Source organism: Flavobacterium hibernum (assembly GCF_000832125.1).
Classification (GTDB): Bacteria; Bacteroidota; Bacteroidia; order Flavobacteriales; family Flavobacteriaceae; genus Flavobacterium; species Flavobacterium hibernum.
Map to the genome: position 1 here is coordinate 435,792 of NZ_JPRK01000007.1, position 25,012 is coordinate 460,803.

General features: G+C 33.1%; 14 protein-coding genes. All 14 read left to right on the plus strand.

What is annotated here, in order from left to right; genetic code table 11:
* Complete coding sequence (locus IW18_RS09105; RefSeq protein ID WP_041517269.1) at positions 1 to 2,505, plus strand: beta-N-acetylhexosaminidase; 2,505 nt, start codon at positions 1 to 3, stop codon at positions 2,503 to 2,505.
* 2 nt (positions 2,506 to 2,507) lie between these two features.
* On the plus strand, positions 2,508 to 3,815 hold the full coding sequence (locus IW18_RS09110) for a serine hydrolase domain-containing protein (RefSeq protein WP_240475545.1): 1,308 nt from the start codon (positions 2,508 to 2,510) through the stop codon (positions 3,813 to 3,815).
* Positions 3,816 to 4,184: 369 nt separating this feature from the next.
* Entirely contained in the window at positions 4,185 to 5,327 is a 1,143-nt protein-coding gene (locus tag IW18_RS09115; RefSeq protein ID WP_041517270.1) for an exo-beta-N-acetylmuramidase NamZ family protein, read from the plus strand.
* Between the two features lie 371 nt (positions 5,328 to 5,698).
* Positions 5,699 to 7,105, plus strand: a complete 1,407-nt coding sequence (locus IW18_RS09120; protein WP_041517271.1) for an MFS transporter — start codon at positions 5,699 to 5,701, stop codon at positions 7,103 to 7,105.
* Positions 7,106 to 7,158: 53 nt separating this feature from the next.
* On the plus strand, positions 7,159 to 8,271 hold the full coding sequence (locus IW18_RS09125) for an acyltransferase family protein (protein WP_041517272.1): 1,113 nt from the start codon (positions 7,159 to 7,161) through the stop codon (positions 8,269 to 8,271).
* Between the two features lie 280 nt (positions 8,272 to 8,551).
* The gene (locus tag IW18_RS09130; RefSeq protein WP_041517273.1) at positions 8,552 to 10,174 is read left to right on the plus strand and encodes a tetratricopeptide repeat protein; all 1,623 of its coding nucleotides are present in this window, start codon (positions 8,552 to 8,554) and stop codon (positions 10,172 to 10,174) included.
* Between the two features lie 158 nt (positions 10,175 to 10,332).
* Positions 10,333 to 10,458 (plus strand): hypothetical protein, encoded by a 126-nt coding sequence (locus IW18_RS23410; RefSeq protein ID WP_255313460.1) that lies wholly within the window; start codon positions 10,333 to 10,335, stop codon positions 10,456 to 10,458.
* A 91-nt stretch (positions 10,459 to 10,549) separates the two neighbouring features.
* Positions 10,550 to 16,693: a M4 family metallopeptidase gene (locus IW18_RS09135; protein WP_041517274.1), complete on the plus strand. Its 6,144-nt coding sequence runs from the start codon at positions 10,550 to 10,552 to the stop codon at positions 16,691 to 16,693.
* A 68-nt stretch (positions 16,694 to 16,761) separates the two neighbouring features.
* Positions 16,762 to 17,403: a porin family protein gene (locus IW18_RS09140; RefSeq protein ID WP_041517275.1), complete on the plus strand. Its 642-nt coding sequence runs from the start codon at positions 16,762 to 16,764 to the stop codon at positions 17,401 to 17,403.
* Positions 17,404 to 17,739: 336 nt separating this feature from the next.
* Positions 17,740 to 18,984 (plus strand): TolC family protein, encoded by a 1,245-nt coding sequence (locus tag IW18_RS09145; RefSeq protein WP_084607935.1) that lies wholly within the window; start codon positions 17,740 to 17,742, stop codon positions 18,982 to 18,984.
* Positions 18,953 to 19,903 (plus strand): efflux RND transporter periplasmic adaptor subunit, encoded by a 951-nt coding sequence (locus IW18_RS09150; protein WP_052480124.1) that lies wholly within the window; start codon positions 18,953 to 18,955, stop codon positions 19,901 to 19,903. Before IW18_RS09145 ends, IW18_RS09150 begins: the two co-directional genes overlap by 32 nt.
* A 4-nt stretch (positions 19,904 to 19,907) precedes the next feature.
* Positions 19,908 to 22,955 carry an efflux RND transporter permease subunit gene (locus IW18_RS09155; protein ID WP_041517277.1) on the plus strand — a complete coding sequence of 1,016 codons (3,048 nt, stop codon included), beginning with the start codon at positions 19,908 to 19,910 and terminating at the stop codon, positions 22,953 to 22,955.
* 57 nt (positions 22,956 to 23,012) lie between these two features.
* Complete coding sequence (locus IW18_RS09160; RefSeq protein ID WP_041517278.1) at positions 23,013 to 23,768, plus strand: phosphatase PAP2 family protein; 756 nt, start codon at positions 23,013 to 23,015, stop codon at positions 23,766 to 23,768.
* Between the two features lie 82 nt (positions 23,769 to 23,850).
* Positions 23,851 to 24,924: a glycosyltransferase family 9 protein gene (locus IW18_RS09165; RefSeq protein ID WP_041517279.1), complete on the plus strand. Its 1,074-nt coding sequence runs from the start codon at positions 23,851 to 23,853 to the stop codon at positions 24,922 to 24,924.
* Positions 24,925 to 25,012 lie beyond the last annotated feature (88 nt).

Sequence of the window (25,012 nt, forward strand, 5' to 3'; positions counted from 1 at the left end):
ATGAAAAAAAGTATACTGCTAATAGCCATATTTCTGAGTTCCCTTAGTACAATTCAGGCTCAGAAACTGGATATAATTCCAAAACCTGTAAAAGTAGAGCAGAAAGAAGGTGCATTTATAATTCCTTCAACAGTTCAAATTATTGTAGATAAAAAAATACAAAAAAGCAGCGATTATATCAAAGCTTCACTTTTAAAGAATGCAGGAATTAATTCGACAGTTACTGCTGGAGATACGCATAAGAAAAACACGATTTCATTTTTGGTAGATGAAAAAATGAGCCTTCCAAATGAAGGTTATAAGTTAAGTGTAACAAAAAAAGGAGTTCTTGTAAAAGGAAAATCGGTAAGCGGAGTTTTGAATGGCTTTCAGACTTTAGTGCAAATTTGCTCTGCAAAAGACGTTAAAAAAGGAACAATTCCGTTTGTGAAGATAGAAGATTATCCTCGCTTTGAATGGCGCGGAATGATGCTGGATGTTTCAAGACAGTTTTTTGATAAGCAAACTGTTGAAAATTATATTGATTGGCTGGCAGCGCATAAAATGAATGTTTTTCACTGGCATCTTACAGATGATAACGGTTGGAGAGCTGAGATAAAATCAATGCCGGATTTAACTAAAAAAGGAGCGTGGAGAGGACCTGGCGAAGTATTATTGCCCTCTTATGGCTCAGGAAATAAACGTTACGGCGGATTTTACACACAAGAAGAGATAAAAGAAGTTGTGGCTTATGCTCAGGATCGCGGTATCTCGATTATGCCCGAAATTGAAATTCCGGGACATTCGCGAGCTGTAACCGCAGCATATCCGGAAATTGGTTGTGTTACTACTCAGGAAACTAAAAGTGTACAAGGAGAAGTAAAAAATGTTTGGTGTGTTGGCCGAGAAGAAAACTACCAAATTTTAGATTCTATAATAAGAGAATTTTCAGAAATGTTTCCTTTTGAATATATTCATGTTGCGGGAGATGAAGTGAACAGAGCCAATTGGGAACATTGCCCAAAATGTAAAGCTTTGATGGAAAAAGAAGGGTATACAGATACTTTTCAATTGCAGAATTATTTCTTTAAGCGCGTTGAAAAAATTGTCGAAAAATACCATAGAAAAACCGCTGGCTGGAACGAAATTTTAAAAGGTGGAGAAGTAAACCCAAACACACTAATTTTTGCATGGCAAGGAATTAACTACGGAATCGAATCGGCTAAAAAAGGACATTCAACCATTATGATTCCTGGTCAATATTTATATTTCGATATGGCACAATCTGAGAATGAGCGCGGTCATCGTTGGGCAGCCATTACAGATACAAAAAGAGCCTATTCGTTTGAGCCAATTCCAACTGACGATTTAACATCAGATGAACAAAAACTGATAAAAGGAGTTCAAGGTGCTTTATGGAGCGAATATCTTGATCGTCCAACACGATTTGTAGAATACCAAAGTTACCCAAGAATAAGTGCTTTGTCTGAAATAGGTTGGTCTAAAAAAGAAGATAAAAATTGGGATGATTTTTACGGAAGATTAACACACAGTCATTTACAACGTTTGGCAAATTTAGGAATTGCTTTTAGAGATTTTCCGCCAACGGCAATTTACAAAAGCGGAACTATTACTGTAACGCCGCCTTACGAGGGAGCAATTGTACGTTATGACACACAAGGAAATGAACCTACAAAAGAATCGGCTTTATATACAAAACCAATCGAGACAAGAGATTATGAGAACTATATGTTCCGTACTTTTTTTAATGAAGATGTGGCAAGTCCGGCTGTAAAAGTAGAGAAATTGCCAGTGGCAACTTGGAGTACTTCTAAAATTGAAGTTCTAAATGTTTCGGAGAATATTTCAGAGCACATCGACAAAAACGGTATTTGGTATTTAACGTTTAATCCAAAAGATGAAGCAACTTCAAATGGAGTTATTAGAGCAGTTTCACTTTTTGAAAATGATACATTAATACAAACTTTTTCAGACGAAAAAACATTAAAATCAAAACTTCGTTTGAGATTTGTAATTGAAAATTATAACGAAAGAAACACCTATCGATTAGATTTTACGGTCGAAAATAAAGAAGCAAAAGAATCTTCGGCAAACGTAAATTTCAATTGTTCTCCATATTTAGAGCCAGAAGTAAAAGTAACATCTTCGATGGCGGAGAATCCTAAATTTCCAATTTCAAAACTGGAAGATTATAACATAGAAACCTATTTGCGTACAGATGTTCCGTGTGCAAATGGAGATTGGATTTTGTATACCTTCACAAATCCCGTAACTTCATCTAAAATTGATGTATTAACAGGGATTCCACATCATCCAAGATTTATAGTTAACGATGGTTATGTCGAATATTCGTATAACGGAATTGACTTTGAGAAAGGTGATATTTTTGATTATGGAAATGCTTCTATTTATCCGAAGAAGCCTGTAAAAGCAGTAAGAATTATGATTACAGGAACAAACAACGAACCTCTTATGGCAGGACAAGATTTGAGAATTAATCCATAAAAATGATGAAAAATATTGATGTTAGAATTGGACTTGTTTTCTTGATTTTTTTAGGAATAAACGGTTATGCTCAAAAAAAATCTAAAGAATCTTTTGATACCAAAAGAAATGAAGTTTATATCGATTCGATGATGAATAATGCGTTGGAAAAAGGTTTTTTTCCGGGAGCACAAATTATTGTAGGAAGTAAAGATGCTGTTTTTATCACTAAAAATTACGGCTATCATGATTATTCAAAAAAGCAAAAAGTAAAATCAGACGATGTTTTTGATCTTGCTTCAATGTCTAAAGTTTTAGGAGGAACAATTGTAACAATGCGTTTGGTTGGAGAGGATAAACTACATCTTAAGGATAAAGTTGGCGATTTAGTACCTATTTATAAAAATACTCCAATTTCAGATTTAACGCTTTTCGAATTGCTAACGCATACTTCGGGATTAAAAGCAAGTATCACATTTTATCAAAGTCTTCTTTCAACGCCAGACGGGTCGCCTTTGTTAAGCAATCAAAAATCTGATACATATCCTGATTTGTTCGATACGATGTACGTGAACAAAAACATAGTTTACGATTCTAAATATCTTTCTTTCACACCAAAAGAAAATTATATTCAGATTTATAAAAACATGTGGATAAATCCTGAGTTTTATAAAACAGTTTACCAGCAAATTTCGGTTGCAAATGTCAATCCACGCGGGAAGTATGTGTACAGCGACTTAAACTTAATTTTGGTACAGCAAATGATTGAAGCCAAAACGGGCAAAAAATTAGATGAATTGGCGCGTGGAATTTATACAGAATTAGGTATTTCTAAAATAGGATACAATCCGTTAAAATGGACTTCGATAGAAAATGTAATGCCAACCGAAGTTGATAATTTTTTTAGAAAAGATACCATTAAAGGCTATGTTCATGACGAAGCGGCCGCGATTTTTGGTGGAGTTTCCGGAAATGCAGGTTTGTTTGCCAATGCACAATCGATCTCGGTTATCTGTCAAATGTTACTGAACAACGGAAAGTATCAGGGAAAACAAATTCTAAAAGCAAATGTTGTTCAGGAGTTTACAAAATCTCCTTTGGTAAAAGATGGAATCTACCGCGGACTTGGTTTTGATAAACGAAAACCGGATGAATTTTTTAAAGAAAATGATTTTGGACATACTGGTTTTACCGGAACTTTTTTCTTTATGAATCCGGATAATAACAGATTTTTAATTATTCTAACCAATCGTGTTAATCCAACCAGAACGAATAGATTAATGTATAAAGATGATTTTAGTGCCAAAATTTGGAGGCAAATTAATAATTAGAAAAAGGTTGTCACTTTTTTTTCGCCACGAATTGCACGAATTTCTACGAATTAAATCTGTTAAATCTGTAGAATCTGCGAGATAAATTTTAGCCACAGATTAATTGGATTAAAAAGATTTTTTTCACCACGAATTCATGAATTTCCATAAATTAAATCTGCTAAATCTGCGAGAGAAAATTTAGCCACAGATTAAGGGATTAAAAAGATTTTTGTTTCACGCAGATTTTACAGATTCTGGCAGATTTAATTTAAATTTTATAATCTGTGATGATCTGCTTAAATCTGCAAAATCTGCGTGAAAAATTTAGCGTCAACAAAATAAAAATCTTTTTAATCCCTTAATCTGTGGCAAAAAAAAATAAAAATCATGAAAAAACTATTAGCGATTTGCGTACTAATTTCAACAGTATCTTTTGCGCAAAAAATAAAAACAGGAGCCGAGAATTACACAGCATATTTACCTTTATTAAAAGGGAAAAACATTGGAGTTGTAACCAATCAAACCGGGATTATTGACGATAAAACTCATTTGGTTGATTTTTTAGTTCAGAAAAATATAAAGATAAAAACCATTTTTGCTCCGGAACATGGATTTAGAGGAACTGCCGATGCCGGCGAAAAAGTATCTGATGAAATTGATGCAAAAACGGGTTTGTCGATTGCGTCTCTTTATGGAAAAAACAATAAACCAACTCCTGAGCAATTAAAAAATATTGATATCATGGTTTTCGATCTGCAAGATGTAGGTACGAGATTGTATACTTATGTTTCGACTATGCATAGAATAATGGAAGCTTGCGCTGAGAATAATATTCCACTGATTGTGTTGGATCGTCCAAATCCGAATATTGCGATTGTCGACGGTCCGGTTTTGGACATGGCTTTTCAAAGCGGAATTGGGATGCATCCAACGCCACTACTTCACGGAATGACTCTTGGCGAAGAAGCTAAAATGATTAATGGAGAAAAGTGGCTGAAAAATGGCATTCAATGCAAATTGACCGTTATTCCGTGTTTGAATTATGATCGAAAAATGACGTATAGTTTACCTGTTCGACCTTCTCCAAATTTACCTAACGATCAATCAGTTAACTTATATGTTAGTTTATGTCTTTTTGAAGGAACAAATGTAAGTATGGGACGCGGAACTGAAAAGCAGTTTCAAATTTATGGTTCGCCATTTTTACCAGAAAGTGATTTTGCTTTTACGCCTAAACCTAATTTTGGAGACAAAGATCCGTTGTATAATGGAGTGGAGTGTAATGGTGAGGATTTATCAGCAATTCCAAAAATTAACAAATTGGAAATAAAATGGCTTATAAAAGCATATCAAACCACATCAGATAAATCAAAATTTTTCGACAAAAGAAAGTTTTCTATCAGAGCCGGAAACGAAAAATTGCAACAGCAAATCGAAGCAGGAATTTCTGAACAAGAAATACGAAACAGTTGGCAAGATGGACTAAAAAAGTTTAAAGAAATGAGAGCGAAATATTTAATTTATCGCTAGAATTTAGGCATTGTAGAATAAAGATTCATTTAGCCTGTAGGTTGTAATTTTTCAAAAAAATATTAAACACATAGAAGCATAGTTTTTTTGCGCAGTAAAGAATGCAAAGGAGAAATATATTTCTCGCACATAGTTAACACTATAACTATGTGTTTTAAAATAAGTGAAACGCCTTTTTGCGAATACAATTTCTATGTTTCTATGTGTTAAAATTAATTTTGCCTCACTGGGTTCATTTGGTTAAATTGTAAGTATCGATAGACAAGAATGTTTTTTGTACCTTTATTTTTGAGATATAATATAAGTTTATAAATCAGATTTTTTCTGAAAGAATAAGGAATAAAAATATTTCGAGCCTAAAAATAAAAGTGATGACAGTACCTACAGAGCAAAATAATGAAGCAATAAAAAAAGTATTACCAATTATTTTAGCGACTTCTATTTTTATGCAAATGCTTGATTCAACGATCTTAAACACTTCGTTGCCTTCTATTGCTAAAGATTTGAATGAATCCCCCTTAGACATGCAAAATGCGATTATTAGTTATGTTTTAACTTTAGCGTTATTTATGCCCGTTAGTGGTTTTTTGTCTGATAAATTTGGAACTAAAAAAGTCTTCATTTTTGCTTTATTCTTGTTTAGTCTGGGGTCTTTGTTTTGTTCACTTTCTCAAAATCTGACTCATTTAGTTTTAGCCCGAATTGTTCAGGGCGTTGGGGGAAGTTTGATGACACCCGTAGGGAAATTGGCACTCATTAGAACATTTCCCAAAAATGAATTACTCAAAGCAATGAATTTTGCAATTGTTCCCGCCTTAATTGGGCCAGTTTTAGGGCCATTAGTTGGAGGTTACATGGTTGACTATTTGTCTTGGCATTGGATTTTTTTAATAAATATTCCGTTTGGACTTATCGGAATCCTTTTAAGTTTGAAATACATGCCTAATTATACATCCAAAATAATAGATTTTGATTTAAAAGGCTTTTTCATCTTTGCGGCAGCCTCACTATTATTGTCTATTTCGCTGGAATTATTCGGAAATACAGTTCGAGTATCACCCGTTTTACTGATCTTAATGGGAGGATTTTTAATGTTGTATTGGTATTATCGCCATGCCGAAAGAGACAATAATCCTATTTTTCCACTAAACCTATTTCAGGTACGAACATTTAGAGTTGGTATTGTGGGCAATTTGGCTACACGTTTAGGAATTAGTTCCATTCCGTTGTTGTTGCCTATGATGATTCAGATTGCTTATGGTCAATCGGCAGTGGTATCAGGTTGGATTGTTGCGCCTATGGCTCTAACTGCAATGTTTGGAAAATCTGTTGTAATTCGTATTTTAAATACCTTTGGCTATCGCAAAACTTTAATGGTCAATACTTTTATTATTGGAGTTTTAATTTGCTGTTTAGCAATTCCATCAATTCATACTTCTATTTATTGGTATGTTCCTATAATTGCTATATTAGGTTTCTTTAACTCGATACAATTTACCTCTATGAATTCGATTTCTATTGCCGATTTGAGACAGTATCATACCAGTAGTGGAAACTCTTTGATTTCAGTAAATCAGCAGTTGGCAATTGGTTTTGGTATCGCTTTTGGCTTATTGGTTCTTAAGGTTTTTCAAGGAGATGTAAAGCTTATTCATAACGAAATTCACAATGCTTTTAGATATACTTTTCTGATTGTTGGTTTTTTAACCATTCTGTCAGGATTGATTTTTAGAAGACTACATTTTAAAGACGGTGATAATTTAAAACCAGCCAATTAAAACTTAAAAACTATAAATAAATTTTAAACTAATTAAACCACATTTACATTATAATGACTACTAACCATGCCTCAGTTTCAATTTTACAAACCAAACAACATTTCGAAATTCTTGACGGATTAAGGGGCATTGCCGCTCTCGCCGTAGTAATATTCCATTTTATGGAATGGGTTTTTGCAGATCCTACTAAAAATTTTATTGGACATGGTTTTTTGGCCGTCGATTTCTTTTTCTGTCTTTCAGGATTTGTAATCGGATATGCTTATGATGATCGTATTGCAAAAATGGGACTTCGTAATTTTTTTGTATCCAGAATTATAAGGTTGCATCCGTTAGTTATTGCGGGATCAATATTAGGTCTTCTTGCCTTTTTATTTGACCCGTTTGGAGGACATTTAGAATTGTACAGCACAGGAAAAATTATCCTGACTTTTATTTGCTCAATATTTCTTATTCCGTTACCAATAATTGCTGATCGCGGTTTTAATCTTTTTAGTTTTAATGCTCCCGCTTGGTCTTTGTTTTGGGAATATATGGCGAATATCGTTTACGCATTTGTACTTTATCGAATTGGTCGTAGCTACTTATTAATCTTAACCATACTTTCGGCAGCGGCTATATGTTATGTAGGTTATAGTTCCGGCAATTTATTAGGAGGCTGGAGCGGTCCAACTTTTTGGGATGGATGCGCCAGAATATCGTATTCTTTTTTAGCAGGATTACTTATTTATCGTTCGAATTGGATTATCAAAAATAAACTCGGATTTGGAGGACTTTCTATATTATTGTTGTTAGCTTTTGTAATGCCTTTTTCAGAGTGGAATTGGGTTTCTGAGCCTTTGGTAATAATATTTTACTTTCCTTTATTGGTAGCCTTGGGCGCAGGATCAGTCATAAAACCTGGTTTAAAAAAGGCATGTGTATTTTCAGGACAAATTTCTTACCCATTATACATGACACATTATGCTGTATTGTGGATGTTTGGAAATTATTATACGAGCCAAAAACCAGATACAACGCAGTTAACGCTTATTGTAATAATTGCAACGATTTTGCTTGTTGTATTTGCCTACTTGGTAATGGTGTTTTACGATATTCCTTTAAGAAAATTTTTAAGTGATAAATGGAAAGAAAAAGTTGTAAAACAGAAAGCAGGAGATATCTAAAATGTGTTTTTGCATTAATTGAGTTTTTGTATTTCAGATTTGCTGTTATTTTTTAATAAGTTCGACATCAACTTGAATTCCTTTTAAATTAAAAAGAATTCCATATTAAACAGAAGAGCTGTAATTGAATATTTATGATATTTAATTACAGCTCTTCTGTTTTAAGACATATACCTATAAAAGTTGTGTTCTTGGGTTTTGTTTATTTTTAATGTTAATATCGTAGTATAAATCTTATTATTTTGTTTAAATTTGAAATTCTTCTTTAGGATTTTTATTTATGGCGACACGTTTATTTTCCCTGTTTTTCTTTTTTATTTCTATAGGTATTCATGCACAGTCTTCGACAAAAGAACTGATTGACAGTTTGAATAGTATTAATGATCATCAGAAAAAAGTTGAATTATGTCTTCGAATTGCTTTAAGCTTGCAAAAAACGGAATGGAGTAGAGCTATAAAATATATTGAATTAGCCGAAGTTGAAGCCACAAAGACAAAAAACTCAGAACTTACTTTGGCTCATGTTTATGTTACTACGGCTAAAATGTATGCATCTAAAGAAGTCTTCGATGTTGCCTTAAAGTACTATTTAAAGGCGCATGATATTTATAAAAAGAATAATAACATTGAGGAAGTAAATAAATTAGAAAACAATCTTGCGATTATTTATTCGTTCGGAAAAAATAAAGACAAAGCATTGCAATATTTCTTAAACGTGTATCGCTATCAAAAGTATAAAAATGATGCCGTTAAGCTGGTAAAGATTTTAAACAATATTGGCACAATATACTTAGATAAAAATGCTGACTCCTCATTGTATTATTACCAGAAGGCTCATTTAATAAACAAAACGATAAAGGATACTGCTTTAAAAATTTATGTCAGCACTAATTTAGGAAGCGCTTATGTCATAAAAAAAGATTACAAAAAGGCAGATTATTATTATAATGAAGCTTTTTCTTTATTAGATAAATCTGTAGATAAACCAGTAAAAGCTTTTGTTTATCAATCTTTTTCAGAATACAAATTAAAAGTAAAAAGATATGATGACGTAATTGTAAATGCAAAAAGAGCATTAGAATTACATGAAGATGATGTCTATCGTTATTCTGGTTTAAACCTGAATAAAATGCTTTATCAAGTTTATATAAATAAAGAAGATTTTAAAAATGCAGTATATTATTTTAAGCAATATAATGCCATCAACGACAGTATTAATTTTGAAGAAAAGGCAGTAAATCTTGAAAGAATAAAGTTGGAAGAAGAGTATAAAGTAAACGCTCAAATAAAAACGCTTCTTGAAGAAAAAAAACGTTTTAAGTATTTCGTGATTGGGTTGATACTAGTTGTTGGTATACTCATTTTAATTATTTTGCTTATAAAATACCGAAACAGAAATATTAAAAATCAACTCGAACGGGAGAAATTAAAAACAAAGATGCGGGATTTAAAGGAAAATCTAAAAGCAAAAAATATGGTTCTTATCGGAAAGGCAATGTCAGAAATACATCGTACAGATAGTATTAATGAAGTCTTGAAAGATCTTAAACAAATTAAACTCAAAACTATTAGCAAAGAGATACAGCAAGCTATTGATATAGTTTTAAAGCGTCTTGAAAAGAGTTTGAATACTGATAACTGGAAAGAATTTGAATTAAGTTTTGAACAAGTTCACCAATCATTTTTTGAAAAACTAAAAAACGATTATCCTTCACTTACTCCCCGTGATCGCAGATTATGTGCTCTTTTATATTTGGATCTCACGACAAAAGAAATTTCTCAAATAACAGGCCAATCCTTTAAAACTATCGAAAACGCCAGAACAAGACTTCGCAAAAAGTTTGACTTAACCAATGAAAAGATAAATCTTTCTACTTATCTCAATACATTTAAGTCGCTCTAAAATAATTTCTTTAATTCGTTGATTTAGTTTTGTTTATGTTTTAGTGAGTGGTTTTTTAGTGGCGTCTTTAAGCCTTAGAGTGTTTTTTACATAGTCCTTTTCCTTCAAAAAAAAGTTCTTCATTCTATATTTACTATTCGATGTAAATAAACTTAAGTATGAAAGAAACAGACAAAATGGAGCCTCCTAAAGGGCTTAAAAAAAGAAAAAAGAACACTTTCTTAAAATTTTATGGGAGAGTAAAAAAAGCAGTTTCTAAAGATCAAACTCTAATTGATTTTTAGAAACTGCTTTTATGGTTTTGCTATAAACCTTAAAAACGTAATAATTACTAATTAAAGCTACGCTACACTATTAATTTAAAATTTAAAACGAATGAATCAGATTTACTTTAAATCCAAGTATTTGTTTCTTTTGTTAGGTTTCCTTGTCAGTTCTGCAGGAATGGCACAGTCACCTTTTCAAAGTACAAATAAAGGAAGTGCAAATCCGGCGATACAAACATCAGTTGGAAATCTAACAAAAGAGCAAGTCTCTAAGAAAACGAGTGATTCAAATTTGAGTCAAAACAAGGATGCCAATAATCTTTTCAATCAAAAAGAAGAAAAAATAAATGGTACAGAACTTTCTGCAGAAGAAAGCGAGTCAGTACTAAAACAAGTGCAACAAAGTCAAAATTTATTTGGACAAAATGTAATTAATATTACTGAAAAAGGAAATCCGCAAGATTCGGTTAGTACAAAAGTTAAGTCTTTTGCTAAATCCTCAAATTTAACCGCGAAAAATATATTTGAAGTTAAAAAAGGAGAGTTTGATTTAGCTCCATCAGATAAAATGAAGTTGAAATCAATTTCGGATAATCATGGCAGAACTCTCGCTACTTATCAGCAATTGCACAATTCTGTCCCTGTTGAAGGAGCAGTTTATAAAGTAAGAGAAAATAAAACAAAGATTGATGCATTTGGCTATTCGGCTAAGAATTTGCCTGCGAGCAACAATTTTAAAATAAATGCGGTTACAGGTTTGCAAAATGCACTTAAAACCGTAAACGCTAAACAATACATTTGGGAAAGTAAAAAATTAGGTGCTATAGTTGGTAAAAACATTAGTACAAAACCGCAAGGTGAATTAGTGTATGTTGGACCAGATTTTTCATCGGAATTAAAGGAATATCATTTGGCATGGAAATATGATATTTATGCGACAAATCCGCAATCCAGCCAGACCATTTATGTTGATGCAAATTCTGGAAAAATAATTCTGACTATTAATTTGAGCAGTGATTCTAATCTTTCCGGGCAAAGTTTAGGTACAGGTAAATCACGATATGCGGGAGATGTAACTTTTAATACCAAACAATATTTTGATGGTTACAGATTAGAGGCTGCACAAGGAAAATTCAACGTGCCAATATATACTTGGAATATGAATCATGCAGAGAACGCTTCTGACGAGGTAATTACTGAATATATTGATGATGATAATATTTGGAGCGAATTGCATAATAAGGATCATGATGAGGTTGCGATAGACATTCATTGGGGTATGCAAAAGACGATTGACTATTATGCCGAAAAATTTAATCGAAATAGTATCGATGATAAAGGAATGACAGTTATTGGTCTTGCACATTTAGGTACAAATGTAGATAATGCGTCGTGGACTGGTGGTTGGGCACAATTTGGAGACGGAATAAACAATTCGCCTTTTGTTGGTTTAGGAATTACAGCACATGAACTTACTCATGGAGTTACAAGGTTTACAGCAGGTTTAATCTACCGCGGAGAATCAGGTGCGATAAATGAGTCTTTTAGTGATATTTTTGGAGTATCTGTCGAATTTTATGTTGGAAAAGATACCAAAGAAAATATTTGGATGCTGGGTAATGAAATGTATCAGCATGGCAGTATGAGAAGTATGTCAAACCCGAAGAGTCAAGGACAGCCAGATACTTATGGAGGAAAAAACTGGGCAAATCCTGCAAATATTGGTTATGACAATGGTGGTGTACATATTAATAGCGGAATTACCAATTACTGGTTTTACCTTTTAAGTGAAGGCGGTCAAGGTATAAATGATTTTAATGTTAGTTATAATGTTAAAGCTATTGGTCTGGCCAAGGCTGAGAAAATTGCCTATTTAACACTTACGGAGTATTTATCGCCTTCTTCGAATTTTAACGATATGCGCCAGGCAACATTAATGGCTGTCGAAGATTTGTATGGATTAGGCTCTGAAGAATATAAACAAGTTACAAATGCTTGGAATGCTATTGGTGTTGGTGCCGCTTTTACAGAAAAACAAATAACACTTCTTTCTGTCGAAAAGCCTTCTCCTGTTTGTGGTCCCTTAAAAGGTGATGAACCTTTTTATGTAAAGATAAAAAACACAGGATTAGCTGCAATTAGAGCAAATGAAAATTTAAATTACAAATTGAGGCTAATGGTACCAGGTTTTGGTGGTAGATTGATGACTGTTTACACTAATAATGATGTTATTAGTTTAACTAAAGATCTGGCAGTAGGCGAAGAAACAACTATAAAAATTCAGGATAAAATTCCTTATGAAATAAGTGCAACTAAAATTAATTATGTAGAAATAAAGCTTGACTTTAAACCTATAGACGAGTTTGGCGCAAGAGACGGAGTTTCATTTATATCAGATTTATTGATTCCCCCGGGTCAAAAGGATTTTGATCTTAAATTGATGAGCGTAAATCTTCCTGAGTATACAGGAGCGGCATTGTCAGCAAATTCTCCATTATCGATTACAATATACAATTTGGGTTGTCAGGATATACCAGCAGGAGCTCAGCTAAAAGTAGGCTATTTAAATACGTTTTCTGGAAATCAAACGGTATGGAAAGACATTACTCTAAGTACCGCCTTTAAAAAGAACTCAGAAATGACAATTCCTTTTGATGGTAGTATTGATTTATCTGCAATAGGTTTACATACATATGAAGCTTTTGTATCTTACAGTAAAGATCCCGTAGCTGCTAATAATAGTGCTGTAAATACGGTATACAGCGGTATTGTAACTCAGTTTCCATATTTTGAGGATTTTGAAAAAACAGCTGGAGGTTGGTACTCAAGATCAATAGCTACAAATCAAAAATTTGTATGGCAAAAAGCCATGAATGCATTTAGAGATACCAAATCTAAATATTGGTGGGGTACCGTAAATACGGCTAATTCTACTGAAAAAATGGCTCTGAATTCTGATTTTACATTACAGTCGCCAATATTTGACTTTACGAATTTCTCCTCTCCATATGTTGAGTTTGATATGGTTTATTTCTTTGATAATGGATATGACGGGTTAATTGTTGAGTATTCTGAAGATAAAGGTCAAAATTGGAAAAAAGTTACAGATATTGATTATCCTGAAACGGTACATTCCAATGATTTATTTTCCGGACCGTGGTTTACCGGAATTGATGGCAATTATAATAAAGAACCATTAAAAATGCGTTTAAATGAACTTGCAGGGAAAAAAGTAGCTATTCGTTTCCGAGTAAAGACTGATAACCGCAATAAAGGCCTTATAGGAGCTTTTATTGATAATATTCTGGTAAGTGATGCACCATATGATTTAGAACTTAATTCTTTAAAACTAGATGCAGGTACATGTAATATTGACAATAATAATGTTACAATAACAGCTAAGATCATAAATAATTTTGCAACAACTACTGAGCAGGTTAATGTTACAGTTAAAATTCTGGACAGTACACAAAGCGAAGTTTTCTTACGAACAGAAAAAGCAACATTAGTATTTAGCAAATTTAGAGATACAATAACATATACTATTTCAAATATTAATCTAAAAAGTATTGGCGATAATACCATTACGGTTTCGGTTTTTCCAGAAGATATCACTAAGGAAATAAAACCACAAAATAACTCCATAACTTTTAATTACGATAATTGGAAAAATGAAGAAATGAAAGTATCTGTCCTTCCATATGTAATGGATTTTGAAGATGCAGACAAATATAAAGGTTGGAGAACTTCTGAAAACACGAGTGGCGGTGGCTGGAAACACGGAACAAGTGCTGATTTAGAAACTTCGAGATGGCCTATCAAAGAGCATACAAAATTTATGGCGAGTAACGATGGAAAATGTAATTGTGACTCATCCAACGATATGCTAATCTCTCCTGTATTTGATTTGAGTAATTATAAAGAAGCACATTTAACATTTGATGGTTTTACAGATGGACAGGGACTTTCTGATGGCTATGTAAAAGCAAGTATAGATGGAGGTAAAACCTGGGAAACGGTATATAAAATGCCTTATGTTAGTATTTGGATAGGATATCATGTAGATTTAACTCCTTATGCAGGAAAACCGTGTGTTCAGGTAGCATTTCAACACGATGATAATGGCTTGTTAGCCAATGGTTTTGCAGTAGATAATATTGAAATTAAAGATAAAGCCGAATATTTGGAACTGTCTGATTTAAGTGTGGCCGAAAATGTATATGAAGACTCATCCTCGCATCAATTTTTTATAAGTGCAAAAAATGTATTTTATAATAAAGTTAATAAAGCTACTATAGAATATCAAATTACCCAAAATGGTAAAGTGGTGGGTGAACCAGTTGTTTTAGAACGAAACGATGAGATTTTGCAATATCAAACTATTGTTTATACAATAGACGGTATGCCAAAATTACCCGCTGGAAAATATGAAATTAGCGTAAAAATACTTTCAAACGGACAGCCAAGAGCTGAAGCAGAAAGCCTTACTGGAACTTTTGAGGTTGTTGCAAAGGCGCCGAATTTAGAAATGGAGACGTTTTCGAATGTACCTCTATGTTTATTATTTGGATCAAAAGGATTTGTATCGAATATTAGTGACTATAATTATCCATGGGAAGCAGTTACTAAGCCAGATAACGAATATTTATCTGTTCCCAAAAAAGATCATACAGGAGATGCTGCTGCAACAATGCTTTACAGCAAACTCTCAAATGGCTCTACCTATGGAGAATTAATTTCTCCGGTATATCAGCTTCCTGAAGATGCAAAAGCTTTTGAGTTTTATTACGCATTAGATTGTAATGTCAATAATATCTTTATTGTAGATATTAAAACTACAGGAGGCAAATGGACTGAAATATGGAGAGTTTCTAAGCAAGGATTTTATGAAGATTTTGAATGGCAAAAAGGAACAGCAAACTTAAGTAAATATGCAGGTAAAGCAGTAATGTTTCGATTTAGACATGCTCAACAAAGAGGTTATTCTTTTATGATTTTAGATGATTTAAAAGTTATAAATGAACCTGTTTTAGATGTATCTGTAGAGATGTCAAGTCCAAAAGATGTATGTGGTAACTCTATGGTTAAAGTTAAATTGACCAATGAAGGGCAGGTTTCAATTAAAGAAAAGTCAATTCAATTAGATTTGGGATATGTGAATACCGGCGAAACTATTTCAGAAATAGTTGAAACTGAAATCCCTGTTGGAAAAAGCATAGAATATACTTTCAAAAAACAGCCTACACTTGAAAAAGGGGAAGATTCTCATGTATTTAATGTAAAAGCAAAACTAGAAAATGATATTATCCCTCAAAATAATGAAATAAAAAACTATATCTATCAGGGAGTATCATCAGGCATTAAAATATTTGACAATTCAAAAATTCATGGATATACAGGTAAAAGCCTATATATTGATGCCCAAACCAATTTCAATATTAATAAGCTAAGAGTTGCTTCATACAAATGGAATACAGGCGAAGTTTCTAATGCTATTGAGATAGATAAAGCTGGAGATTATACTGTAACAGTAGTGATGAATAATGGATGTATACTTACAGAAACCATTACAGCGACATTTGATACTTTTGAGTCTGATTTAGTTAGTGGAGACGTTTGTGGTCCGGAGGTTGTTTTGTCTCCAGGAAAATACAAATCTTATGAATGGTTCGATGGCTCGACAGCACCAACTTATCCTGCAACAGAAAGTGGAGATTATTTTGTAACCGTTTATAATGAAAATGGTATTGGTAAAACTTTTAGTACAGCCATTTCAATTTTAGAAAACAATATGGTTCCGGAAATCAAGGTTGTGGGTGATAAAAAGTTAACCGCCTCTAAAGATGCAACTTCGTACCAATGGTTTTTAAATGATCAGCCTATACCAAATGCGACCGAAAAATTCATAATCACAATTTGGGAAGGAAACTACAGCCTTCAGGTAACAAATAATAATGGATGTAGTAGTATTTCAGAACCATTTGATTCAAAAGGTATGCTTGTTGGAAAAATAACCAACCCGTTTAGAGTATTCCCTAATCCGGCTATTGATAATGTCAACCTCTTTTTTGCAGATAAAGTTGAAGGAGAAGCAAAGATCAGTATTTATGCTATGGATGGCAAAGTAATTTCAAGTAAGACATATGCAAGTATTCCGTCGAACATAAATGTAAGTACATTAAATCCTGGAGTTTATGTAGTAGAATGCATTGTAAAAGGCAAGAAATATACCGCTAAAGTGGTTAAAAAATAATAAAATGACAGATAGAAAAGGTAGCTCTCCATGATGAGAGCTACCATTCTTAAAAACAAATAAATGCTATGAAAAAAACGATGCTAATTTTATACACACTATTTATAGGTGTAACTGTTATGGCTCAAAATGATAAGGTTAAGTTGGGCGTAAAAGCGGGTTTAAACATTTCGAGTCTTACTTTTGATGAAAGCGAATTGAGTTCATCAAGCAAAACGGGATTTACAGCGGGGGTAATGGTAGAAATTCCTCTGGCGAAAAATTTTTCGCTTCAACCGGAATTGTTATACAGTCAACAAGGTACAAAAACATCCTTTTTTGATCAGGACGTTACAAATTCAAACTTTAAAGGTAGAATTGAGCTAAACTATTTAAATATTCCTTTAATGCTAAAATATTATGTCATAAAAGGATTAAGCATACAAGCCGGGCCTCAGATTGGATTACTTCTAAAAGCAAATAGTAAATATCAGGATAACTTTTTAGGATATGAAAATCAAGAGAGTTTTAATTTGAAGAAGTATTCAAACGGTATTGATACTTCTATAAATTTTGGATTGGGATATCAATTTAAAGATAAGTTTTATACAGACTTTAGATATAATATTTCTTATTCAAATGTTTTTAAAGATGGTGATGCAAACTATTTCATTAATCATGATATGAAGAATAGAGTTTTTCAAATAACGATTGGTTATTTTTTTAAATAGTTAGTTTATTATATTTCTAAAGCTTGCAGGATATAATTAATGAAGTGAATTTATTGCAAGCTTTTACTGGTAGAGGTTATAGAAATATATTTTGTAAAAAGCCTGTAAACATTATGTTTACCGGCTTTTTTTGTGTTAAATATTTTTTTTCAAATTAAGGTATTGCAGGGTCTTAATTAATGAAATGTTAAGAATTGGAAACGCTTAATTCAGAATTAATTCAGGATTCGTATTGAACTTTGTACTGAAATTAAATTGCTTGTTGAGAGGTTTTTATTAGCGTTTTTAAATGCTCCTTTAAAATTTTGGCAAAAGTAATTTCATATAATTTTTGAAATGAAAAAGATGAAATGGTGTTTTTTTTTCATAGTTATTTTAATGGGGTGTAAAACTTTTTCTCAAGAGAAAGATTTGTTGTATTTCATTGATAAAGCAAGGACAAATTCTCCCTTACTGGCAGATTATCAGAATCAGATTAAAATCTCGACTCTGGACAGTCTTTTGAATAGAGCAACTTATAAAACTCAGATAGGAGCAAATTTAAATGCAAATTATGCGCCTGTTATAAACGGATATGGTTATGATACCGCATTAAGCAACGGTCAGGCTGTGTCGGCACTTGTTGGTTTTAACCAAAGAATATTAGGCAAAGGTCAAATTAATTCGCAAGCAGAATCCTTTAAGCTTATCAAAGATGCTCTTATAATTAATAAAAAAGTAGCAGTTAAAGATTTGGATAAAAGTATAATCGCTCAATATATAACAGCTTTTGGTACCGAAAAACAAATGGTCTTTAATGACAAAGTTACCTCACTATTAAAAGAAGAGGAGTCTATATTAAAAAAACTGACCAAAAGTTCTATTTACAAACAAACTGATTATCTGATTTTTAATGCCACCATAAAGCAGCAGGAACTTAAAGCTTTACAGTTAAAACAGCAATATCAAAACGACCTGGCGCTCTTAAATTATTTAACAGGAGAAAGAGATACCACACTGGTCAAACTTAAAACACCAGATTTAACGATTAAGTCTGATACGGAACAAGGCAATATATTTTTGAAACAGTATGAGACTGACAGCTTAAAAATAAAGAATGCAGATAAGCTTATCGATAACAATTACAAGCCTTCTATTTCGCTGTTGGGAGATGCCGGGTACAATTCGAGTTTTATTTATCAGGGTTATAAAAATTTTGGCTTTAGTGTAGGAGTAGGAGTTAATGTTCCTATTTATGATGGAAATCAACGAAGTCTTCAGCATCAAAAAAACAGTATGGCATTAGCAACGAATGAAAGTTATACTCAAAATTTTAAAAGACAATATCAGCAACAATTGTTACTACTGAATCAAAAATTCAATCAAAGTACAGAAACCAATAAAATGTTGCAGTCACAGCTTGTCGTAGCAGAAGCGTTAATTGAAGCTAATAAAAAGTTACTCCTAAGCGGAGACGCTCAAATCACCGAATATATTATTGCATTAAACAATCTTATTTCTATTCAGGATGCAATTGCACAAAACAGTGTAAATAATCTTCAAACAATTAATGAAATCAATTACTGGAAATCCAATGAATAAGTGCACCTATAAAACCGCGGGATTTTTATTTTTAATGGTACTTTTTTTTAGTTCCTGTAATAAAACTGCCCCTGTAGAAGCGCCTGTTGCCGTGAGTGTTCCGGTAACGGTTACGCATATTGATACAACAGCAATTGAAAGTTATGTTGATCTAAATGCTACAACGGCTTATTTAATCAAAAACACAATTAAAGCCAATACAACCGGATATTTAGAAGTCGTAAAAGTCGCTTCAAATGATTTTGTTTCCAACCGTCAATTGTTGTTTTCGCTAAAAACACGCGAAGCAAAAGTTTTGGGAAATACAATTAATAAAATTGATCCGAGCCTGAATTTTGGCAATGCAATACAACTTAGAGCTACTTGCGACGGGTTTGTAAATGCAGTTAATGTACAGAAAGGAGATTATGTACAAGATGGCGATGTACTGGCTATTATTAACGATGCCAAAAGTTTTTCTATTGTTTTGAGCCTTCCGTATGAGCTTAGAAAATATGTAACCCTTAATGAAATTTTAAATGTCTATTTACCGGACGGGACTACTATTCAAACAAAAGTAGACAAATATATGCCAACCGTGGATCCTGCATCTCAAACTCAAAATGTGATTTTAAAAAGCATTAAAGCTGTAAATATTCCGGAGAATTTAATTGTAAAAGTTAGAATCAATAAAACGACAGACAAAGCCACAATAAGTTTGCCTAAGCAAGCTGTGCTTAGCGATGAAACTCAAACCGATTTTTGGATTATGAAAGTCATGAACAAAGATTTGGCAATAAAAGTTCCCATTAAAAAAGGAATTGAATCAACGGATAAAATTGAGATACTTTCTCCAAAGTTAAAAACCAGCGATCAAATTTTGCTTACAGGAAATTATGGAGTTGGAGATACAATCAAAATAAAAATCATTAATAAGTAAGCTTATGAAACCTTTTTTTGCACGACATAAAAACGGGCTAAGCACTATTATCTTTCTGATTTTATTGGGAGGAATATTCTCGTATTCTAAAATTCAGACCGGATTATTTCCTGAGATTACATTTCCAAAGATAAAAATTATCGCAGATGCAGGTCAACAACCCGTAGACAAGATGATGATTACTGTAACCAAACCTCTTGAAAGTGCCATTAAAAAAGTACAAAGATTGCAAACGGTAAGAAGTACAACAAGTAGAGGAAGCTGTGAAATCTCGGCTTTTATGAACTGGAATTCCGATATCGATTTGAGTAAAACCAGAATCGAAGCTCAGATTAATCAAATCAAAAATGATCTTCCGCCTGATTTACAAGTAACTGTCGAGAAAATGAATCCGTCGATTCTGCCCGTTATTGGATATGCCATTGAAAGTAAAGATCGGTCGGCAGTAGATTTAAAGAAAATAGCAAACTATACCATTAAACCTTTTCTATCGCAGATTCAGGGAACTAGCGAAATTAGAATTGTTGGCGGAAAAGAAAAAGAATACTGGCTTTCATTAGACTATCAAAAAATGAGCGCTTATGGTATTACGCCAGCAATGGTAACTCAGGTTTTTAGTGAAACTAATTTTATAAAATCAAACGGTTATCTGGCAGATTATCATCATTTATATTTAACGATTACAGATGCTCAATTAGACAAAAAAAATGAACTTGAAAATCTGGTAATCCGCAATAACAGTAAAGGTATTGTAAGGCTTAGTGATATTTGTTTGGTCGAAATTAGAGAAGCCAAAGAATACATTAAGGTCAATGCCAATGGTAAAGAAAGTATTCTTATAGCGGTGATAAAACAGCCAGACGCCAATCTTATTGTGATGTCTGATGCGATGAATCAGAAGATGAAAGATCTTAAAGCAATATTACCAAAAGACATTAGGATAAAACCCTTTTATGAACAAGCCAATTTTGTAAATGATGCCGTAAAAAGTGTGTCAGATAGCCTGTTTATAGGATTGTTTTTGGCTATTATCATTGCAGTATTATTTTTAAAATCGGCGAAAGCCAGCACTACAATTTTAATCACAATTCCCGTTACGCTTTCGTTAACGTTGATTGTATTGTATTTTACAGGACAGACTTTTAATATCATGACATTGGGAGCCATTGCGGCTGCTTTGGGATTAATTATTGACGATGCAATTGTAGTTGTAGAGCAAATTCATCGCACTCACGAAGAGCATCCGGATGAACCAACAATTACATTACTTGAAAAAGCAATGCAGTATTTGTTTCCCGCTATGGTAGGTTCGTCGATAAGTACAATTGTTATTTTTTTTCCATTTGTATTAATGAGTGGAGTGGCAGGTTCCTATTTTAAAGTCCTGACAGATACAATGATTATCACGCTAATATGTTCCTTTTTGGTAACCTGGTTATTGTTGCCCGTAATTTATTTGTGGCTGTCTCCCAAAAAATCTTCGTCGCATAAAAAAGAAAATAATATTCATGAGGTTAAAAAGCAAAAATGGGTTTCTTACTTTATAGAAAAACCCGTTCTAAGCATAGGTTTCTGTTTGCTGTTATTGCTATCTATATTTCTAATTCTTCCTAATCTTGAAACAGGATTTTTGCCGGAAATGGATGAGGGAAGTATTGTTTTAGATTACGAATCTCCACCTGGAACTTCTCTGGAAGAAACGGACAGAATGCTTCAGGAAGTCGAAAAAATAATCATAAAAAATCCAGATGTTGAGGCTTACAGTCGAAGAACTGGAACACAAATGGGATTTTTTATTACTGAACCTAATACGGGAGATTATCTAATTCAATTAAAGAAAGACAGATCTAAAACGACCAATGATGTAATTGATGATATAAGATTAAAAATTGAAAACAGTCAGCCGGCACTTCGTATAGATTTTGGGCAGGTAATAGGAGATATGTTGGGCGATCTGATGAGTTCGGTTTCGCCTATCGAAGTTAAAATTTATGGAAACGATCAAAACAAACTGCATCAGATAGCCAAAAAAGTAGCCGCTTTAATCGAAAAAACAAAAGGAACAGCCGATGTTTTTGATGGTATAGTATTGGCAGGTCCTAGTATTAATATTGAACCGGATTATTCGTTATTGGCGCAATACGGAATTACGCCTGCTGACTTGCAATTTCAGATGCAAAGCCAATTGGAAGGAAACATTATAGGTACTTTATTAGAACAGGAACAATCGACCCCAATTCGGTTAATTTATAAAAACGCTGAAAAAAGAAGTCTAGAACAAATAAAAGAATTACAGGTTTTTCTTCCATCAGGACAGTCAATTCCGCTATCTAATCTTGTAAAAATTACACCCGAAAAAGGAAGTGCCGAAATACAGCGAGAGAATCTACAAATGATGAGCGTAGTAACTGGCAGACTTGATAATAGTGGACTTGGTTCTGTTATGACCGAAATTCAGAAAAATGTGGCTCAAAATATTGTATTGCCTCAAGGATATTATATCGAATACGGTGGTGCTTACAAAGACCAACAACAGGCGTTTAAAGAATTGCTTTTGATTTTGATTACTTCGTCAATTCTGGTTTTTGGTGTAATTCTGTTTTTATTTAGAGATTTCAGGGCTGCATTAGTTATTCTATTTATTTCTGTTCTTGGAATTTCGGGAAGTTACTTATTCCTTTTCTTAACCAATGTTCCGCTAAATGTTGGTAGCTATACGGGAATAATTATGATTGTAGGAATCATTAGCGAAAATGCCATTTTTACTTTTCTTCAGTTTCGCGAAACCTATAAACTGACTTTAGATATTAACCAATCTTTGATTTATTCGATATCAACACGATTAAGACCCAAATTAATGACTGCTGTAGGTGCAATTATAGCACTTATGCCGTTGGCTATTGGAATAGGAACAGGATCTGAACTTCATCAGCCTTTGGCCATTGCAGTAATTGGCGGTTTTATTGTGGCTATGCCTTTGTTGCTAATTGTGCTGCCAAGTCTATTGGCTATTATTTATAAAAACCCAAAACATCATACCTATTTATTATGAAGCAAAACTACCCTAATTGGTTTTTCGACGTAATATTAATTTCTAAATTCTCTTAAAATGTTTAAATCTATTTTATTGTTTCTCGTAAGTATAACAGCTGTTAGTGCGCAAAACAGCGTGTCAGATTCTATTGTAGTGAGAGATACGGTTCAAAATCTCAAGTTCAATTATAAACAATTAATCATCCCCGGAGTATTAATTGGTTATGGTTTTATAGGTCTTGAAAGTGATCAGCTCAAAAGTTTTAATACTCAGATTAGAGATGAGGTTAAGGAAGATATTGACAATAAAATTACCATTGATGACTTTTCGCAATATGCGCCAGCAGCTTCTGTTTATGCGTTGAATGCGATGGGAATTGAAGGAAAAAACAATCTAAAAGACAGGTCTATAATTCTGGCTACTTCTTATCTTATTATGAGTACCACAGTCTTTTCATTAAAGCACATTACAAAAGTAGAACGACCAGATGGAACGTCTAATAATTCATTTCCGTCAGGACATACTGCCAACGCTTTTGCGGGTGCTGAATTTCTTTGGCAAGAATACAAAGACAAGTCGATATGGTACGGAATCAGCGGATATATTGTAGCAACTGGTACAGGATTGTTTAGAATGTATAATAACAGACACTGGCTTACTGATGTGGCTGCTGGTGCCGGAATTGGTATTTTGAGCACGAAAGCTGCATACTGGCTATTTCCGTATGTAAAAAACACCATTTTCCCCTCCAAAGAAAACAAAGTTACATCGATGATTATGCCTTTCTATAATGGAAAACAAATGGGAGCGGGCATGGTCGTACAGTTTTAGCTTTTTAGAAGTTTTACCAGAATTTATAAGTCACAATTTTTAAATACCACAAGACGAAAACAAGTCTTAAAATTTGCTGTAAATGAAAATATCAACCGAAATAAACGATGTTCGCAGAACCGGTATGCGATTTTTGACCAAAAATATTGGTTCATCTCAAAAAGTTCAAATTAATACAATAGAAGATCCAGCTCTAATAAAACAAATTTTAATTTGTAGACCAAATGCAAGATTAGGAAATCTACTGCTTATTACTCCTTTGATCAAAGAGGTCACTGCTGCTTTCCCCGAGGCTCGAATTGACCTTTTTGTTAAAGGAAGTCTGATGCCGGTAATTCTAAAAAATTACAGTCAGATTGGTGATATTATCGTACTTCCTAAAAAACCTTTTAGTAGTCTTTTGGCCTACTTAAAAGTGTGGTTAAAGATAAAAGGGAAAAAATACGATATGGCCATAAATGTAGACAAAGAATCTTCGTCGGGCCGATTGGCCGTAGAACTCTCCAAAGCCAATTTTAAATTTTATGGAGATGATCTCAATGAAAACAATCTTAAAGCCGATGATTATTTGCATATTGCCAAATATCCGGTATATAATTTTAGAGAATTTTTGAAAAGCCTTTCTTTAAAAAACACCAATGAATCTATTTCAAATACTGATCTAAAATTAAGTGATGACGAATTGGCTCACGGAAGAGATATACTTTCGGATAAGTTTGATAATGAAAAGCCAACAATTGCAATTTTTACTTATGCAACAGGAGAAAAATGTTTTTCTGAATTGTGGTGGAGTGACTTTTATGAACTTTTAATTCAGAAGTACGAACGCGATTATAATATTCTTGAAATTTTACCAGTTGAAAATGTCTCTCAAATACGATTTAAAGCAACGAGTTTTTATAGCAAAAACATACGCGAAATAGGTGCTGTTCTAGCCAATACGGTTTTATTTATTGGCGCCGACAGCGGTATTATGCATCTTGCCAGCGCTGCCCAAACTACAACTTTAGGATTGTTCTCTGTTTCGAATATTCAAAAGTATGAACCTTACGGAAACGACTCGCAGGGAATTGATACTAATGTTATTGAAAGTCAAAAACAATACATACAAAATATTGATGCTATTTTACAAAAGAAACCTTTTATTAAAGTTTAAGTGTCTTGTTATAAAAATTAAATTTGTAAACACGCATCTTAACCATAATATTGTCATTTCGACGAAGGAGAAATCACACTAGAAACTC

What these genes read in the sequence shown, in the direction of transcription:
- IW18_RS09140 (WP_041517275.1), top strand. Translation starts at nt 16,762, where the DNA reads ATGAAAAAAACGATGCTAATTTTATACACACTATTTATAGGTGTAACT.
- IW18_RS09120 (WP_041517271.1), top strand. Translation starts at nt 5,699, where the DNA reads ATGACAGTACCTACAGAGCAAAATAATGAAGCAATAAAAAAAGTATTA.
- IW18_RS09115 (WP_041517270.1), top strand. Translation starts at nt 4,185, where the DNA reads ATGAAAAAACTATTAGCGATTTGCGTACTAATTTCAACAGTATCTTTT.
- IW18_RS09125 (WP_041517272.1), top strand. Translation starts at nt 7,159, where the DNA reads ATGACTACTAACCATGCCTCAGTTTCAATTTTACAAACCAAACAACAT.
- IW18_RS09110 (WP_240475545.1), top strand. Translation starts at nt 2,508, where the DNA reads ATGATGAAAAATATTGATGTTAGAATTGGACTTGTTTTCTTGATTTTT.
- IW18_RS09150 (WP_052480124.1), top strand. Translation starts at nt 18,953, where the DNA reads ATGAAATCAATTACTGGAAATCCAATGAATAAGTGCACCTATAAAACC.
- IW18_RS09105 (WP_041517269.1), top strand. Translation starts at nt 1, where the DNA reads ATGAAAAAAAGTATACTGCTAATAGCCATATTTCTGAGTTCCCTTAGT.
- IW18_RS23410 (WP_255313460.1), top strand. Translation starts at nt 10,333, where the DNA reads ATGAAAGAAACAGACAAAATGGAGCCTCCTAAAGGGCTTAAAAAAAGA.
- IW18_RS09130 (WP_041517273.1), top strand. Translation starts at nt 8,552, where the DNA reads ATGGCGACACGTTTATTTTCCCTGTTTTTCTTTTTTATTTCTATAGGT.
- IW18_RS09155 (WP_041517277.1), top strand. Translation starts at nt 19,908, where the DNA reads ATGAAACCTTTTTTTGCACGACATAAAAACGGGCTAAGCACTATTATC.
- IW18_RS09135 (WP_041517274.1), top strand. Translation starts at nt 10,550, where the DNA reads ATGAATCAGATTTACTTTAAATCCAAGTATTTGTTTCTTTTGTTAGGT.
- IW18_RS09145 (WP_084607935.1), top strand. Translation starts at nt 17,740, where the DNA reads ATGAAAAAGATGAAATGGTGTTTTTTTTTCATAGTTATTTTAATGGGG.
- IW18_RS09165 (WP_041517279.1), top strand. Translation starts at nt 23,851, where the DNA reads ATGAAAATATCAACCGAAATAAACGATGTTCGCAGAACCGGTATGCGA.
- IW18_RS09160 (WP_041517278.1), top strand. Translation starts at nt 23,013, where the DNA reads ATGTTTAAATCTATTTTATTGTTTCTCGTAAGTATAACAGCTGTTAGT.